This is a genomic window from Acetobacter pomorum (assembly GCF_002738225.1).
In the GTDB taxonomy this organism is placed as follows: domain Bacteria; phylum Pseudomonadota; class Alphaproteobacteria; order Acetobacterales; family Acetobacteraceae; genus Acetobacter; species Acetobacter pomorum.
Genome location: NZ_PEBQ01000030.1, coordinates 139,514 through 154,828, shown reverse-complemented (window position 1 = coordinate 154,828; position 15,315 = coordinate 139,514). Strand labels below are relative to the sequence as shown.

Here is a 15,315-nt window from a genome sequence, read left to right as displayed (position 1 = left end):
ACGTCAACACCCAATTTCAGAAAAAATACAACTCACTGAAAAATAAGAACTTTTCCTCAAAAACCGATTCTATTATACGAATCAGCTCAACTGAAATTTTGCCCACACGCCTGAAACCAACGCGTAAACTCAGGAATTCCCTTTTCCAACGTGGTTTGTGGGGTCCATCCTGTAAGTTGCTGAATGGCCGTAATATCGGCCCATGTCTTTTCCACATCAGATTCCGGACGCGGCAGATAACGAATTGCAGCTTTACGGCCCAATGCCTGCTCCAAAAGCTCCACTAAATGCTTTACCGGTTCTGAACGGTGGTTTCCTATATTCAGCACGCGCGGCTCTGTTGCTGCTGGCGCCTGCTCATATACGGCCAGCACTGCTGCAACCACATCATCAATATAGGTGAAATCCCGTGCTAAAGACGCCCCTTCATAAAGTGTGACGTCTCTTCCCTCCCTAATCGCACGGGCAAAACTATAATAGGCCATATCCGGCCGACCCCATGGACCATACACCGTGAAAAAACGCAAACCTGTCTGTGGAATGCCATACAGATGACCATATGCAGATGATGCCAGTTCAGCTGCGCGTTTTGTAACGGCATAGAAAGATCCCGGATGATCTACGGGATCTTTTTCTGAAAAGGGCAGTTTGCGATTACGCCCATAGACTGAAGAAGATGATGCATACACAAAATGCTTAAGAGCAGGCAGTTTACGTGCAAATTCCAACATCGCCACATGCCCACGCACATTGGAATCAGCAAAAACGTAAGGGTCTTTTAATGAATAACGCACACCCGCTTGCGCAGCAAAATGAAAGATTCCTTCTATGCTAGGGGCTTTCTTTTGCAATTCCAGCAAATTTTCTGGCTGACCAAGGTCACAACGATAAAAAGAAAATTGCGGCTGCTGCTTAAGCAGAGCAAGACGCGCCTGCTTAAGCTGAGGATTATAATAACCATTAAGATTATCAATCCCTATTACCTGTTCGCCACGCGCCAGAAGAGCCTGCGCGACATGGAAGCCCACAAATCCAGCGGCTCCAGTTACCAAAAGTGTCAAAATGTATTGCCCCACGCCGTAGGGCAATCCGTTGGCCCCACCCACAATTACTGCAAGAATCTCAGTCACAAATGCAGCTATTGATCAAAGCTTTTTACCCAAAGAGGGTGCTTCCACCTTATCGCCCACAGTAATGCCAAACTTGGCTGTCACGCCACCGGCCAGCTCAAGAGTAGCTGCAACCGGCCCATGACTGCTGATTCGCGCCAGACTGCGTGGCACTGCATTTTCTGTAATGGCCTGGATACGATGATCTGCATCTATAAAAACAATATCTAATGGAATCAGTGTATTTTCCATCCACATGTCGCTTTGCTGCGGTGTTTTCCACACAAAAAGCATACCAGAATTTTCTGATAGATGTTGACGGAACATTTCCCCTACCTGCTGTTCACGCGGGGTTTTTGCCAGCTCAACTGAAAAAACATGCCGCCCACTGGGAGAAACTATGGCCAGTTTTTCCTGTGGCAATTCTGGCTGGGCATGGGTTGGTTCCCCCGTTTCTTCCGCGCAGGCCGGTAACAGAGAACCTGTAGCACCGCCAATCATGCAGGCTGCCATCAGCCCCAACAGCTTTTTTGTCAGCACCTTATCTGTTCTCCTCAATTCCAATTATCTTTGCAAAAATGGATTACCGGTACGTTCTGCCCCTAACGTTGTGAGGCCGCCATGCCCCGGCACGATAACAATGTCATCGCCCAAAGGAAGCAATTTTTGCTTTATGCCTGAAATAAGCTGCTGGCTATTACCATACGCAAAATCGGTTCTACCTATTGTTCCCCTAAAAAGAACATCTCCCGCAAAAGCAAAACGGGCTTTTTCATCCACAAATACCACGTGCCCCGGTGTATGCCCCGGAATGTGCATGACACGAAAGGCGCATCCCAGATAGTTTAGACTTTCACCATCTTCTGTAAAACGATCAACATCTGCATTTTCCAAGCCCGAAAGCCCAAAATGACGGGCCTGTTCTACAATGGATTGCAGCAGAAACTGATCATGAATATTCGGCCCAATCACATTTGGCTGCGTTTGCTGCATATTTTCCAAGCCGCGGCACAATGCGGCCACCCCTCCGGCATGATCCAGATGACCATGCGTGAGCAGAATGGCTTCCACTTCCAGTATATTTTTTTTTAAGAAATCAAGCAGAACGTCTGCATCACCACCTGCATCCACAATAATGGCTTTACGTGTTTTCTCATTCCACAGAACAGAGCAATTCTGCCGAAACGGCGTAACCGGCATGATACGCAACTGCATATCCGGATAATTAACCTGCATGCCTTATTTTCCTTGTTCTGTTGTGAGCTGAGCAATCCGTTGCCGTGTTTTACACAAAAAAAAACTGCCAGAACCAGTGTCTGGCAGTTTTTTATAGGCAGAAACTGTTCTGCTTATTTAGGCAGAACCCACCCTGTTTCTGGAATATCAAAATGCTTGCGCAGTTCGTGCGCAGGCACATTTGTCAGATCCTTGGTAAAGGTCTTGATAATTTTTGCCGTTGCAGGCTTGCTCAGATGCGTCTTGATTTCATGAATCACAGGTGCGGGAGCAGCCAGCACAAAACCATCAACCTTGCCGCCATGCGCAATCATGCTGTTCATGCGGTCTGCCACAACGCGGGCAAAAGCATCTTTCGCATCATCTGCCGGGGTAGAACCAGAAGGCATTTTACCCGGTGTGCCTTCATGGCCACGCGTGTCAAAATCCTGCACATCACGCATTTCGCCCTCTGCATCATGCAGAAAACGTACCTTGCCGCCATCTGCAACAACATAAACTACCAGGCCATCTCTTGCTTCCGTCATGGAATACGTCCTTTTCAAATCACTCTATCAGCCTGCCAGCATGCCGTATCATGCGACATTTAACCACCAGCGCTGCTGCGCTGCTGATGTGCAGTCTGCGTGGTGAGTGATATAGGATTGAGGCATGACAGTTCCAGCCCTCTTTTCCCAACTTGTTACTCCTTTGGATCATGCCCTGCTTTGGGCACGCCAGGGACAAGCTGTTGCCGTTGCAACCGTAACAGGCACGTGGGGGAGCTCCCCCCGCCCTGCAGGCAGCAACATGGTTATGAGCAGAAATGGCCTGATGGAAGGCTCTGTAAGTGGCGGCTGCGTAGAAACAGACGTCATGCTCCATGCGCAGGACATTATGGAGGGGCAGCCTCCTACTGTGCTTTCCTATGGTGTCAGCAGCGCAAAAGCATGGGAAGTCGGACTGGCCTGCGGGGGCAAACTGGATGTTATGGTAGAGGCTATTCAAAGCCCTGCCTGCCCAACAGGGACATGGCCCCTCCATCTGCTGGAACAAATATGCACCCTTCAGTCTTCACGGCAGGCGGCTGTATTAGTGCGCACTCTGGATGGTACACAGCATGTACTGGTGCAAACTCCGCAGCAAAATACATCTGAAGGGCTTCCGTTATCTGTGCAGGAAGCCGTTTCTCGTCAAATGCAAGATGGACGTTGCATAACTGTAGAAGAACCTGATGGGCAAAAATGGTTTGTACAGCCCATTCTGCCTCCTCCACGCCTTCTTATTGTAGGAGCCGTGCATATTGCACAATATCTGGCACGCATGGCGCAGATAACCGGCTTTTCTCCTACTGTCATCGACCCGCGGGAAGCACTCGCCACACCAGACCGCTTTCCTGGCCTGAAACAGGGATCAACCCTTATTACAGAATGGCCTGATGAGGCTTTGGACACTTTGGGGGTGGATAGTATGACCGCCATTGTAACCCTGACACATGATGCCAAGCTGGATGACCCGACACTGGAATATGCCTTAAAAAGTCCGGCTTTTTATATTGGCGCTCTGGGTTCTCACAAAACACAGGCCAGCCGATTGAAACGGCTGCAAACGCTTGGCTTTACCGAACAGGATCTGAAACGTATACGCGGCCCTGTTGGATTGGCCATTGGCGCTGTGGGGGCGGAAGAAATTGCGCTTTCTATTATGGCAGAAATTGTAGCAACCCGTCGCCATGCGCCCTTGGCAGATATACGCGGATGGTAAAGCCGCCTTTTTTAAAAGGAAGCGTGGCCTGCGTGCTATGTGCCGGACTTTCTACGCGCACAGCACCCGCCAACAAATTGCTGGCACCAGATGCCAGCGGCCAACCTATGGTGGTTCAAACACTTAAGAACGTTTTACAGAGTAAAGTAGAAACAGTTTACGTTCTTTTACCGCCAGACAGACCAGATCTGGATGCTGTTGTGTGTGCATATTTTCCGCAAACACTCAAAACAGAAAGATTAAGGTTACAAACTGTCGCAAATGCGCAGGAGGGTCTTTCTGCCTCCTTACATACAGGGGTGCACATTGCCCAAGCCGAGCACGCACAAAGCCTGCTTATGTGTTTGGGGGATATGCCACTGGTTTCCTCCACGTTGCTTAACGCATTGCTAGAAACCCAGCATCACTTCACCCCGGCTGCCACAGCACCTCTGCGCAATAACAAACCCGGTAACCCTGTTGTCTGGAATTCCTCACAATTTGAAAAATTGCTTCAGATTATGGGAGATCAGGGCGGGCGTTCCGTTTTACGCACCCTTGGTGCCAATATGCGCCTGATTCCTGCCAATTCTGCTGAACTGGTTGATTTTGATACACCAGAACGGTTGAAAATATATGGTCAGATGATTTTTCCGAACAGTTGACCAAGCGCGCCCACCCTCCGACAATTCAATCAGACCGTAGCTGATGCTGAACGGTCGTTTCTCTGTTTTTCAACAAGGTTTTACCATGAGCAAAATTCTACGCACCAACCCCAATCCCATTCTTTCCGCTGCGGTTGAATATCACGGCTTTATTTTCACTCAGGGTGTTGTAGCCCGCAATTTGGATCAGGACATTGAAGGCCAGACGCGCGATGTGCTGGAACAGATTGATACCCTGCTGGAACAGCACGGCACAGATAACACACGGCTGCTGCAGGCCCAGATCTGGCTGAAAGATATGAATGACCGCGATAAGCTGAATAAAATCTGGAGCGCATGGCTACCCGAAAACATGGCCCCTGCCCGCGCCTGTGTTGAAGCCGTAATGGCTGATCCACGTATTCTTGTGGAAATCATGGTCACTACTACAAAATAAAAATCTTACGATGCGCCAGTGGGTGATGTGAAAAACGTGGCATTCATGCAACAAGCCCTCGAATCATCACCAACTGGCGCATGTTCTCTCTTTTCCTGAATGATAGTCAGAATGAAACGGAATTAGGCGAATTCATGACATCAAATAGGATTAAAATACTAATTTTCTTTTTTAACAGGCATTAATGTAGCAAAGAGCAACTTTAACGATTTTGGTGCGCAATCAACGCTTGCCTGATCTGCATGGATGTTTAATACCTAAATCCGAACATTGCAGTACCCCAACTCACGGCAAATGCGATCAGGAAAGGTAAGCACAATGCGGCATGGACGGTCCGGAATTCTCAAACTGAAGCTGGCCGTTCTATCTTTTCTGTCCGTTTCTGCCTTTGCTGCCTCCGCCTCTGCCCGTACTCATCATGCTACGCATTCTGGAGTGCATAAAATTGTATTTTCTGCATCCGGGCATGCTGCAGGCCGATATGCAGGCGGGCGTTGGCATCCTGCTGCGGGGCGCTATCGCTCCAGCTATCACGGGGGCCACGTTATTCAATGTGTTGCCTATGCCAAGTCTGCATCCGAAGTTATGCTACGCGGCAATGCGCGTGATTGGTGGCACAATGCAAGCGGCGTTTATGATCGTGGCCATGCCCCCGAAGCAGGAAGTGTGCTGAACTTCCGTGCAACACGCCGGATGCCTTTGGGCCATGTGGCCGTTGTACGCAATGTTGTGGATAGCCGCACCATTATGATCGACCAGTCACACTGGGCACAGGCAGGCATTAGCCGCAACGTGGCTGTGATTGATGTTTCCCCAAACAATGACTGGTCAGCCGTTCGTGTAGCGCTCAATAACCATTCTGGTGGTTTTGGCTCTATCTATCCTACCTATGGCTTTATTTATGCGCGTCACCCCGGTGCAGAACGAAACATGCAGCAAGAAGTTATGACTGCATGGGCCAAAAAAGGCACAGCCACACAGTTGGCGCAGGCTCCGGCAACACCTCGCCAGATTTCTGCTGGGCAGGAAGATCCCAATATTGCGTTTGATGATAACAACTAAAACGCGCTTTCCATTTTTTGGTGAAAGCATTTTTTTAACGCCCGGCTTTGTCGGGCGTTTTTATTGCTAACTCTGTCAACATGCGTTTTCATATCAAGACACAAAAAAGGGCGACCTCATTCAATAGGTCGCCCTTTTTTTGTGTCAGCAACAGGATGCTAGAAACTTATTCCATCCATTCAGAAATATCCGGGCAAGAACACACCAGATTTCTGTCACCATATACGTTATCAATACGACCAACTGGGGGCCAGTATTTGATGGATGGCTGCACATTACCAGGGAAACATGCTTCCTGGCGTGTATAAGGATGCGTCCATTCAGTAACTGTCAGCGCAAGACCCGTATGGGGAGCATGCCGTAATACTGCATCTTCCGCTGTAACCTGACCGCTTTCTACCGTCCTGACTTCCTCACGAATGGCAAGCATGGCATCACAAAAACGATCTAGCTCCCCTTTCCCTTCAGATTCGGTTGGCTCAATCATGAATGTACCCGCAACCGGAAAGCTGACCGTTGGGGCATGAAAGCCATAATCAATCAAGCGCTTGGACATATCATCCACAGTTACGCCTGTTGCATTTTTAATAGGCCGCAAATCCAGAATACATTCATGCGCAACACGCCCCTGCGCGCCCTGATAAAGCACTGGATAAGCGTCTTTCAGGCGGCTTACAATGTAATTGGCGTTCAAAATAGCAACTTGCGTTGCCTGTTTCAGCCCTTCATCCCCCATAAGGCGAATATAAGCCCATGAGATTGGCAGAATAGAAGCAGACCCAAAAGGCGCTGCACTTACAGCCATGGAAACCGCGGCATCTGCGGGGTTTCCGGGCAAGTAAGGTGCCAGATGCGCCCGCACACCAATTGGCCCCATACCCGGCCCACCGCCACCATGCGGGATGCAGAAAGTTTTATGCAGGTTAAAGTGGCTAACATCCCCGCCATAATCAGCCGGGCGGGCCAACCCCACCTGCGCGTTCATATTGGCGCCATCCACATATACCTGCCCACCAGCATCATGCACCAGATCACAGATTTCACGCATGTTTTCTTCAAACACACCATGCGTGGAAGGATAGGTAATCATCACAGCAGCCAGATCATTTGCATGCGCCTTTATTTTCTCGCGCATGTCTTCCAGATCAATGTTCCCGCCGGCATCACACTTTACAACCACTACTTTCATGCCCGCCATCTGGGCTGAAGCCGGATTGGTGCCGTGAGCAGAAGCTGGAATCAGGCAAACTGTCCGATGTCCTTCCCCACGGGCCTGATGATACGCACGAATAACAAGCAAGCCTGCATATTCGCCCTGTGCGCCAGAATTGGGCTGGAAAGAAACGGCATCATAACCGCTAATGGCACACAGCCACTTTTCCAGATCCTGTAAAAGAACCTGATAACCTTTTGCCTGATCTGCCGGTGCAAATGGGTGGATGTCACAAAAGCCAGACCACGTAATAGGCAGCATTTCCACTGTGGCGTTCAGCTTCATGGTGCAAGAACCCAGCGGAATCATGGTACGATCCAGCGCCAGATCTTTATCGGACAAGCGCCGCAGATAACGCAGCATATCCGTTTCTGAACTACAGGAGCGGAACACAGGCTGTGCCATAAAGCCAGACTGTCGACGCAAATCATCTGGCAAGGCTGCAGAGGCTGGCAAAAGCGCCTGTGCCATTTTTTCTACATGCCCATGCTCGGCACAAAAAACGGACCATACAGCATAAACGGTTTCCGGGGTGCTGGTCTCATCCAGACTCATGCCAATACGGCCATCTCCCGCATCCCGCAGATTCATGCCCGCAGAACGTGCGCGCTCCAGCAAATCAGGCGTACCTTCACCTACATTTACTGTAAGTGTGTCAAAAAACGCGCTTGTTTCAACCGTTACACCCAATGCGCGCAGGCCAGCAGCCAACGTGGCAGCCAGAGCATGAATGCGCCGTGCAATTGCCTTTAACCCTTCCGGACCATGATAAACGGCATACATGCCTGCAATAACTGCCAACAACACCTGTGCTGTGCAGATGTTGGATGTCGCTTTTTCACGCCGAATATGCTGTTCGCGGGTTTGCAGCGCCAAGCGATAGGCCGGACGCCCAGCACTATCGACCGAAACCCCAACCAGACGCCCCGGCATGCTGCGTTTATAGGCATCACGCACAGCCATATATGCGGCATGCGGCCCACCAAAACCCATGGGAATACCAAAACGTTGCGTAGAGCCAATGGCAATATCCGCCCCCAGATCACCCGGTGCCGCAAGGAGCACCAAAGCCAGCGGGTCTGCCGCCATAACGGCAATAGCCCCGGCTCCATGCAGGTTTTCGATCTGCTTTTGCGGGTTTGTAATCTGACCTGATGTGCCGGGATACTGGAAAATGGCCCCAAATACGTTTTGGGCATCCATATCCGTTTCAGGCTGACCAATCTGGAGCGTAATACCCATAGGTTCAGCACGAGTTTTCAGCACAGCAATTGTCTGCGGAAGACAGTCTGCATCTACAAAAAACACGTTTGATTTGGACGTTGCAACCCGGCGCGCCAGTGCCATGGCCTCGGCTGCTGCCGTTGCCTCATCCAGCAGAGACGCGTTGGCAATATCCAGCTGCGTCAGTTCTGTAATCATGGTCTGGAAATTCAGCAAAGCTTCCAGACGGCCCTGACTGATTTCTGGTTGATACGGCGTATAAGCCGTGTACCATGCCGGGTTTTCCAGAATATTCCGCTGGATAACAGCCGGCAGTACTGTGCCGTAATACCCTTGCCCGATCAGGGATGTCATGACCTGATTCTGGTTGGCCAGTTCACGCAGACGCGCCAGCACCTGAGTTTCCGTCCAACCCGCACCAATTCCCAAAGGCTTATGCGCCCGAATGGAAGCCGGGAGTGTCTGATCTATCAGATCATCCAAAGAGGCCGCGCCAACAACACGCAGCATTTCAGCCTGTTCTGCTGCTGTTGGGCCAATATGACGTGTGGCAAACGCCGCGCCTTCAGCTTTCAAGGCGGCAAAAGCGGGAAGAGCTTCAATACTCTGTTCGGAACGTGCATCCGAACCGGGAGCAAGGGAGAACATGTAGAAATTTTTCCTGGGCAAGGCCTGTCTAGGACAGGCCAATTTTTCCAATCAGGCAGAAATCAGCCTACAAAAGCTGCATACGCCGCAGCATCCATCAGCCCGGAAAGCTGATCCGGGTTGGCAACACGGAATTTGACAATCCAGCCTTCCCCTTCTGGGTCAGAGCTTACGCGTGCTGGATCATCTGCCAGCGCTGCATTGCTTTCCAAAATCTCACCATCAACCGGCGCATAAATATCCGAAGCCGCCTTAACGGATTCCACCACAGCAATAGCTTCACCAGCTTTTACGTTCGTGCCGGATGGGCGAGCTTCAATAAACACCAGTTCACCCAACTCTTCAGCAGCATGACGCGTAATGCCTACAGTTGCCGTTTCACCCTCAACGCGCAGCCACTCATGTTCTTTTGTGAAATACAGTGTCATTTTCTCAATTTCTCCAGTTATGTGTAAAGTGAGTATGTCAATGGCCTAGCGTTTGAAATGCGCAGGCACAAAAGGCAGTGCGCTAATTACAGAAGGCACAGGGCGCCCACGCAATTCCGCAAAAATGGTGTGTCCTGTTTGGGTATCATCAGTTGCCACATAACCCATGGCTACAGGGCCACCCACTGTGGGGCCAAATGCACCAGAGGTTACCTTACCGATACGCGTGCCAAATTCTGCATCTGCATATAAAGGCGCATCATGGCGCACAGGTGCACGCCCCTCCGGCCGCAACCCAACACGCCGGCGGCTTACACCATTTTCAAGTTGGCCAAGAATAATATCAGCACCGGGGAAACCACCCGCCCGCTTGCCACCATTGCGGCGAGACTTCTGAATAGACCATTCAAGAGCGGCCTCAACCGGCGTTGTGGTAGTATCAATATCCGCCCCATACAGGCACAGGCCAGCCTCAAGCCGCAGGCTGTCACGCGCACCCAGGCCAATCAGCTTTACATTGGGCTGTTCCAGCAGTTTACGGGCAACCCGATCTGCATCCTTGGCGGAAACGGAAATTTCAAACCCATCTTCGCCCGTATAACCGGAACGGGAAATAACACAGCGGGCACCATCCACATCCAATATGCGCACATCCATAAACACCATCTTGCGCACATCTTCGGCAAACAATGCCAAGACCTGCTCTGCTTCTGGCCCCTGTAGGGCGAGCAAAGCACGATCTTCCTGCGGTTCTACCACACACTCCGCTACCAGTTCAGATTGCAGCAGAGCAATATCTGCCTCCTTGCATGCAGCGTTCACAACCAACAGCAGCCCATCTTCCAGACGCGCCACCATCAGATCATCCAGAATACCACCTGCGGCATTGGTAAACTGCGTATAACGCTGGCGGCCATGCTTAAGGGCAGCAATATCTGCTGGCACCAGTTTTTCCAGCGCCAAAGCCGCATCATCCACATCACCAGAACGCGGGCGTAGAAGCACCTGCCCCATGTGGGAGACATCAAACAGCCCAACATGCTCACGCACATGCCGGTGTTCGGCCATAATGCCATCTGCATACTGCAAAGGCATGGCATAACCCGCAAACGGCACCATCTTGCCGCCGGATTCTTCATGCAATGAATAGAGGGGAGTATGAAGGAGAGTATCGGTGCCCATGCCCGCCGCCTTGCCAAAAAGGCCGGAACCCACAGCAATCTGACAGACACATCAGCACAATGCGAGGCTCCGGATTACACAATCCGCTGCCCCTTCTGTGCTTTTGCCTGAGATCGCTATCCCGTCGGCGGGTGCGATTGCACCTCTCTCCAGAAGTTTTAAAACGCAGGGTCCTTCTGCCTGAGAGTTTCCGGGGCGGTTGCTCCTTCGGCGCTGGCTGAACCAGTCTCTCCCTCTGCGTTGAGGAACCGTGACATCATTTCGCTTGCAAGTCAATCACGGTTCCCGGTGCGATCATTACCCCGCAATCTTGGGCAGATGTTTGGCAATATATGGTGGTAGATTAAAAGACCCTACGTGGATTTCTGGCGTCCAGTATTGGGTTTCCCCCAAAATACCGGCATCCTGCGCACGCGTGCGCACTTTCTCCACGTCCTGTGCCTGTAGGTTACAGCCCTTACTGGCAATGCCCAGTGTCATAAACCCGCCAACATAAGTTGGCACAGCGGCCACATAGGCAGACACATGCGGAAAGAACTTTGCGCGCCGCACACTGGTTTCATACAGTTCATCTGCCTGCATAAACGGCACGCCGCACTGGTTCACAATCAGCCCTTCAGCTGTCAGGATACGCGCACAGTGTTCGTAAAACGAATCTGTAAACAGCACTTCTCCAACGCCTATCGGGTCTGTGCTATCCACAATAATCACATCAAACGTGGCATCATCTGCACGGGCAACGTAATCTATTCCGTCCCCCACAATCACTTCTGCCCGTGGATTATTCCATGCATCCCCAGCGATGGAAGGCAGGTGCTGCTTTGAAAGTTCTATTACAGCACCATCAATTTCCACCATCACGGCTTTTTCGATACCGGGATGTTCCAGAACACGGCGCAGAACACCACCATCGCCCGCGCCAATAATCAGCACTTTTTTGGGGTTGGGGTGGATAAACAGCGGAACATGCGTCAGCATTTCCTGATAAACAAATTCATCCTTTTCGGTAATCTGCACCACGCCATCCAGCATGAGCACACGACCGTGGGAGTCACTTTCAAAAACAACAATATCCTGAAACGGGCTGCGCGTGCGTGCCAGCTCCTTTGTCACACGGAAACGCTGCCCCCAGTTATCGTACAGGGTTTCTTCAATCCATGTTTCTGCCATACCAGCTTTATCTTCCACATACGCAGATGGGCCGTGCTGACACCGCCCTTTTTCAGAACTGTATCAGCACGACCGTCAAACAGAGTTTTACAACTTTAAGAAAAACAGCCTTCAGGCAACTACGCGGCCGCGGCGTTCTTCATCCACTTCAAGCCGTTTGGCCTGAAAAAGACGCTGCATAACAGGGATGGACAGGTGTGGATCACACGCACCACACATAAAGATGTCCACCGCAGCAAAGTCGCGTTCTGGCCATGTGTGAATGGAAATATGGCTTTCAGCCAGCACCACCACGCCAGAAACACCCCCATTGGGGGAAAAATGATGGAAATGACTGTGCAGGATTGTGGCCCCGGCAGCACGCGCTGCTTCGCACAGTGTTGCGTCGATTTTTTCTGGATCATCCAGATTTGTGGCGCCCCACATATCGACAAGCAGGTGAGTACCTGCAAACTTCTCGCCATTTTTTTCGACGAAGTAATCTTTTCGCTCTTCGTCAGCAGACGAGACCGGAACAGAAAATGCCTGGTTATTGCTCGGGTGTTCCGAGACCATCCCCAGTTGAGCAAGTGCGTTCATTGACGTACCCCCAAACCAGTAGACAGCCTGTTGGGCAAAAATTGCCCCCTTGGGCCAAGAGCGCGCTTGGTAGGGCTACTGCGCCTGCGTTGCAAGCATTATTTACGTGTTTCATAAATTTTTCAGAAACAGACTTGCGCAAAATGCAGAATAATCAATGCTCTGCCGAAGAATGCACAGTTTGTTTCACAAGCATGTCAAACTGGCGATCACGCTCTTTACCCAAGGTTCGCCCCGCCAACCACGCCTTAAGGCGCTGTAAAGTATCTGCATCGTGTGCCGCAGCAGAATCGGAGGCAAGTTCCAAACCCAGCTCCTGTTGCCGTTCTGTTAAAGGGCCTCTTTCTGGCAGGGCACGACTAGCAAGCCGCCCCACCACCTGCACAGCATCTGCCCATTGTTGGCCCTGTTCACACAATTGGCCTCGCAATTCCAAACCTGTATCAGATTCATCATCGGCCAGCAGGGCCAAAGCACCTGCCCTATCCCCTTTGATAAGGGCCAGATGGGCTTCATCATAATGGCGGCGTGCAGCCATATCTTCTGGTAAACTCGGAACAGTGCCTTGTTCCAAGGCTTCCATGGCTGCATTCACATTACCAGCCCTAAAAGCAGCCTGAACAATCTGTTCCTGTATTTCTGCCCGTGCCACTGGGTCTGCTGTAAGCACAACAGCCTGTTTGAACACCATAACTGCAGCATCCGCCTGCCCTGCCTGCATAAGCAGGCTACCATACCCCGTTAGCAGTTTTGCCTTTGCCGTATTCTCCTCCAGCAAAGGCAATTGGCTGTGCAGAATATGCACCCTTTGTGCAGCAGACAAGGTACCGTCTTCTCCTGTAACAAATTTGCCAGAGGGCAAAGTATTAAAAGCCAGCGCATACAACGCCTGACGCCTTACTCCCTCCAGCTTGTCTTGTGGCGTTTGGGCAGAAGCCGAAAGCCCATCCAGCACGGCTAACGCCTGACGCACCCGGCCACACCGCACAAGGGCTGCAGATAATAAAAAGCTTGTATAAACACGCGCAGAAAGCGCAAGTTTGCCAACACCTTCCTTGCCCTCAAGAAGATTTTGAAAACTCTCTGCAGCCATACCTGCATCAATCTGATCATGCCGCAGTAGAAAATTCACCAGATCTGCCCGCGCATAGGCAGCTTTTTCCGGATCTGCCGCTGCTGTCAGATTTTCCAGCGTGATCCGGGCAGTTTCCGTGTTTCCTTCACGGTCCTGCATTTGCGCACGCGCAAGATCGTACGCGCCATCACTCGGCAAGGGTTCCAGAACTTGAGCCGCTTCATTTACGCCATAACGTGCAATGTAATCTGTAACCTGCGGAAGCAGGAGGTCACGCAAAGGTTCTGGATAATGCAGGATTTGTTCATAATGACGCGCAAGCAGGATAGAAGCATCTTTGCTGTTGCCTCCACTGAACATCAGATACAACCCATGCCAGAGTTCCAGTTCCGGGGGGGCGCCATCCATTTGCTCCAGAACAGATGATGCGGCTCGTATATCGTGGCTTAACAAGGCCGCACAGGCCCGTAGAAAGAGCACCCCTGCGGGAGGGCCTCCCGGTTCTGCACGCTGGGGCATATTTTTTACAAAACGCCATGCATCTTCTGGATGGCCCACCGTAAAAGCCGCACGCGCTGCGGCAACCTGTGCTGGCCAACGCAAAGCGGGAGGTGCTTTTTCAGCATCCATCTTTGCCTGCAACCAGTCTTTTTGCAAAATGGCATCTGATGCAGAATGTAACCCAAGCCAGAACCAGTCCAGCCCATCTTCTACGGGTGCTGTTTCTGCCGTTCCCAGCCCTACAGGCAAGGCATCAAACCCCAAAGCTGAAAGGAACACACCTTTATCTGCGGCAACATCCAATCTGATTTGTGATGAATCTGCTGCCACCACCATGCCTTGAAAGGATGCACGTACACCATACCCTACCGCCCGAAAGGGAGAACGGTATCCGGTTTCCATGACAGACGGCACAATCAGTAAACGCGCACCAGTTGCTGGATCTGGAAACGAAATAACATGACCAGACTGTTTTTGCGGAAACAGAACAGTTTCTGGCATCATCACAGCAGCAGGTGCCGCTCTTACGCTGCCGGTATCGCTTTTGAGAAGCTGGACCAACACCCAACCATCCAGTTTTTTGCTTAAAGCAATATGCGGATGAGAGGGGACGTGAAGACGCAAGACAGTCGCGTTTTCCAAAACAGTAACATCTGCATCTGCAAATATGCCCTGCCCTGTAAAATTTTGTGCAAGAGAAACTACAGGACGATCCGCCACAATTAGCAGATCAGAACCAGACCAAAAAGCTGCAAGGGCGACCTCTGCCCCAATTGGCAGAAAAAGAGATGCCCCTTGCTGACCATCCAGCGATTCTTCCTGCACAGCAGGAACAGGAATAGCGTGCAGACCATCTTCACCCGCTAAAGCTGGCACTATAGGCTGGAGCAAACAGGCGGCAAATATTCCGCACACATATCTGCCTATTGTGGATTTACCTGTGGCCACATCTCCCCCAACCTCAAATACGCTGCACGGCTGCTTTTGGCAGCATACGACCTGCGTGACAAAGGAGCCACGGCCCATGCTAGAAAAAACGCACCCTTTCCATCATGCAGGAGCACT

14 protein-coding genes and 1 riboswitch are annotated in these 15,315 nt (G+C 51.2%); of the genes, 4 read left to right on the top strand and 10 right to left on the bottom strand.

Annotation, left to right across the window (positions count from 1 at the left end; all coding sequences use genetic code 11):
• Nucleotides 1–86 precede the first annotated feature (86 nt).
• From CSR02_RS02905 to CSR02_RS02890, 4 genes are all read right to left on the bottom strand, one after another.
• Nucleotides 87–1,061 carry an NAD-dependent epimerase/dehydratase family protein gene (locus CSR02_RS02905; protein ID WP_099540512.1) on the bottom strand — a complete coding sequence of 325 codons (975 nt, stop codon included), beginning with the start codon at nt 1,059–1,061 and terminating at the stop codon, nt 87–89.
• A gap of 84 nt (nt 1,062–1,145) precedes the next feature.
• On the bottom strand, nt 1,146–1,622 hold the full coding sequence (locus tag CSR02_RS02900) for a DUF192 domain-containing protein (protein ID WP_042788052.1): 477 nt from the start codon (nt 1,620–1,622) through the stop codon (nt 1,146–1,148).
• A gap of 51 nt (nt 1,623–1,673) precedes the next feature.
• Nucleotides 1,674–2,345, bottom strand: coding sequence for an MBL fold metallo-hydrolase (locus CSR02_RS02895; protein ID WP_042788023.1), 672 nt, complete (start codon nt 2,343–2,345; stop codon nt 1,674–1,676).
• Between the two features lie 113 nt (nt 2,346–2,458).
• On the bottom strand, nt 2,459–2,872 hold the full coding sequence (locus CSR02_RS02890; RefSeq protein WP_099540501.1) for a baeRF12 domain-containing protein: 414 nt from the start codon (nt 2,870–2,872) through the stop codon (nt 2,459–2,461).
• A 124-nt stretch (nt 2,873–2,996) separates the two neighbouring features.
• Here CSR02_RS02890 and CSR02_RS02885 point away from each other — a divergent pair, with 124 nt between their 5' ends.
• From CSR02_RS02885 to CSR02_RS02870, 4 genes are all read left to right on the top strand, one after another.
• Complete coding sequence (locus tag CSR02_RS02885) at nt 2,997–4,088, top strand: XdhC family protein (protein WP_099540500.1); 1,092 nt, start codon at nt 2,997–2,999, stop codon at nt 4,086–4,088.
• Complete coding sequence (locus CSR02_RS02880; protein WP_099540499.1) at nt 4,082–4,732, top strand: nucleotidyltransferase family protein; 651 nt, start codon at nt 4,082–4,084, stop codon at nt 4,730–4,732. The genes CSR02_RS02885 and CSR02_RS02880 overlap by 7 nt, the downstream gene beginning before the upstream one ends.
• 85 nt (nt 4,733–4,817) lie before the next feature.
• A complete protein-coding gene (locus tag CSR02_RS02875; RefSeq protein ID WP_042788019.1) occupies nt 4,818–5,168 on the top strand; it encodes a RidA family protein in 351 nt (116 codons plus the stop codon).
• Nucleotides 5,169–5,462: 294 nt separating this feature from the next.
• On the top strand, nt 5,463–6,230 hold the full coding sequence (locus tag CSR02_RS02870; RefSeq protein ID WP_099540498.1) for a CHAP domain-containing protein: 768 nt from the start codon (nt 5,463–5,465) through the stop codon (nt 6,228–6,230).
• Nucleotides 6,231–6,396: 166 nt separating this feature from the next.
• Here CSR02_RS02870 and gcvP read toward each other — a convergent pair whose 3' ends face one another.
• The 6 genes from gcvP to CSR02_RS16960 all read right to left on the bottom strand — a co-directional run bounded on the left by gcvP (nt 6,397) and on the right by CSR02_RS16960 (nt 15,276).
• Nucleotides 6,397–9,315 carry an aminomethyl-transferring glycine dehydrogenase gene (gcvP, locus tag CSR02_RS02865; protein ID WP_167384081.1) on the bottom strand — a complete coding sequence of 973 codons (2,919 nt, stop codon included), beginning with the start codon at nt 9,313–9,315 and terminating at the stop codon, nt 6,397–6,399.
• Between the two features lie 62 nt (nt 9,316–9,377).
• The gene (gene gcvH / locus CSR02_RS02860; RefSeq protein ID WP_042788017.1) at nt 9,378–9,743 is read right to left on the bottom strand and encodes a glycine cleavage system protein GcvH; all 366 of its coding nucleotides are present in this window, start codon (nt 9,741–9,743) and stop codon (nt 9,378–9,380) included.
• 45 nt (nt 9,744–9,788) lie between these two features.
• Nucleotides 9,789–10,925 (bottom strand): glycine cleavage system aminomethyltransferase GcvT, encoded by a 1,137-nt coding sequence (gene gcvT, locus CSR02_RS02855; RefSeq protein ID WP_099540496.1) that lies wholly within the window; start codon nt 10,923–10,925, stop codon nt 9,789–9,791.
• A 159-nt stretch (nt 10,926–11,084) separates the two neighbouring features.
• Nucleotides 11,085–11,170: riboswitch (glycine riboswitch) on the bottom strand.
• A 52-nt stretch (nt 11,171–11,222) separates the two neighbouring features.
• Nucleotides 11,223–12,095, bottom strand: coding sequence for a polyamine aminopropyltransferase (gene speE, locus CSR02_RS02850; protein WP_099540495.1), 873 nt, complete (start codon nt 12,093–12,095; stop codon nt 11,223–11,225).
• 111 nt (nt 12,096–12,206) lie between these two features.
• A complete protein-coding gene (speD, locus tag CSR02_RS02845; protein ID WP_014457515.1) occupies nt 12,207–12,674 on the bottom strand; it encodes an adenosylmethionine decarboxylase in 468 nt (155 codons plus the stop codon).
• Nucleotides 12,675–12,828: 154 nt separating this feature from the next.
• Nucleotides 12,829–15,276: a tetratricopeptide repeat protein gene (locus CSR02_RS16960; protein WP_244176734.1), complete on the bottom strand. Its 2,448-nt coding sequence runs from the start codon at nt 15,274–15,276 to the stop codon at nt 12,829–12,831.
• Nucleotides 15,277–15,315: the final 39 nt, after the last annotated feature.

Bases quoted from the DNA above. Each gene is read 5' to 3' on its own strand.
- CSR02_RS02900 (WP_042788052.1), bottom strand. From the start codon at position 1,622: ATGGCAGCCTGCATGATTGGCGGTGCTACAGGTTCTCTGTTACCGGCC.
- CSR02_RS02895 (WP_042788023.1), bottom strand. From the start codon at position 2,345: ATGCAGGTTAATTATCCGGATATGCAGTTGCGTATCATGCCGGTTACG.
- CSR02_RS02890 (WP_099540501.1), bottom strand. From the start codon at position 2,872: ATGACGGAAGCAAGAGATGGCCTGGTAGTTTATGTTGTTGCAGATGGC.
- CSR02_RS02885 (WP_099540500.1), top strand. From the start codon at position 2,997: ATGACAGTTCCAGCCCTCTTTTCCCAACTTGTTACTCCTTTGGATCAT.
- CSR02_RS02880 (WP_099540499.1), top strand. From the start codon at position 4,082: ATGGTAAAGCCGCCTTTTTTAAAAGGAAGCGTGGCCTGCGTGCTATGT.
- CSR02_RS02875 (WP_042788019.1), top strand. From the start codon at position 4,818: ATGAGCAAAATTCTACGCACCAACCCCAATCCCATTCTTTCCGCTGCG.
- CSR02_RS02870 (WP_099540498.1), top strand. From the start codon at position 5,463: ATGCGATCAGGAAAGGTAAGCACAATGCGGCATGGACGGTCCGGAATT.
- gcvP (WP_167384081.1), bottom strand. From the start codon at position 9,315: ATGTTCTCCCTTGCTCCCGGTTCGGATGCACGTTCCGAACAGAGTATT.
- gcvH (WP_042788017.1), bottom strand. From the start codon at position 9,743: ATGACACTGTATTTCACAAAAGAACATGAGTGGCTGCGCGTTGAGGGT.
- gcvT (WP_099540496.1), bottom strand. From the start codon at position 10,925: ATGGGCACCGATACTCTCCTTCATACTCCCCTCTATTCATTGCATGAA.
- speE (WP_099540495.1), bottom strand. From the start codon at position 12,095: ATGGCAGAAACATGGATTGAAGAAACCCTGTACGATAACTGGGGGCAG.
- speD (WP_014457515.1), bottom strand. From the start codon at position 12,674: ATGAACGCACTTGCTCAACTGGGGATGGTCTCGGAACACCCGAGCAAT.
- CSR02_RS16960 (WP_244176734.1), bottom strand. From the start codon at position 15,276: ATGGGCCGTGGCTCCTTTGTCACGCAGGTCGTATGCTGCCAAAAGCAG.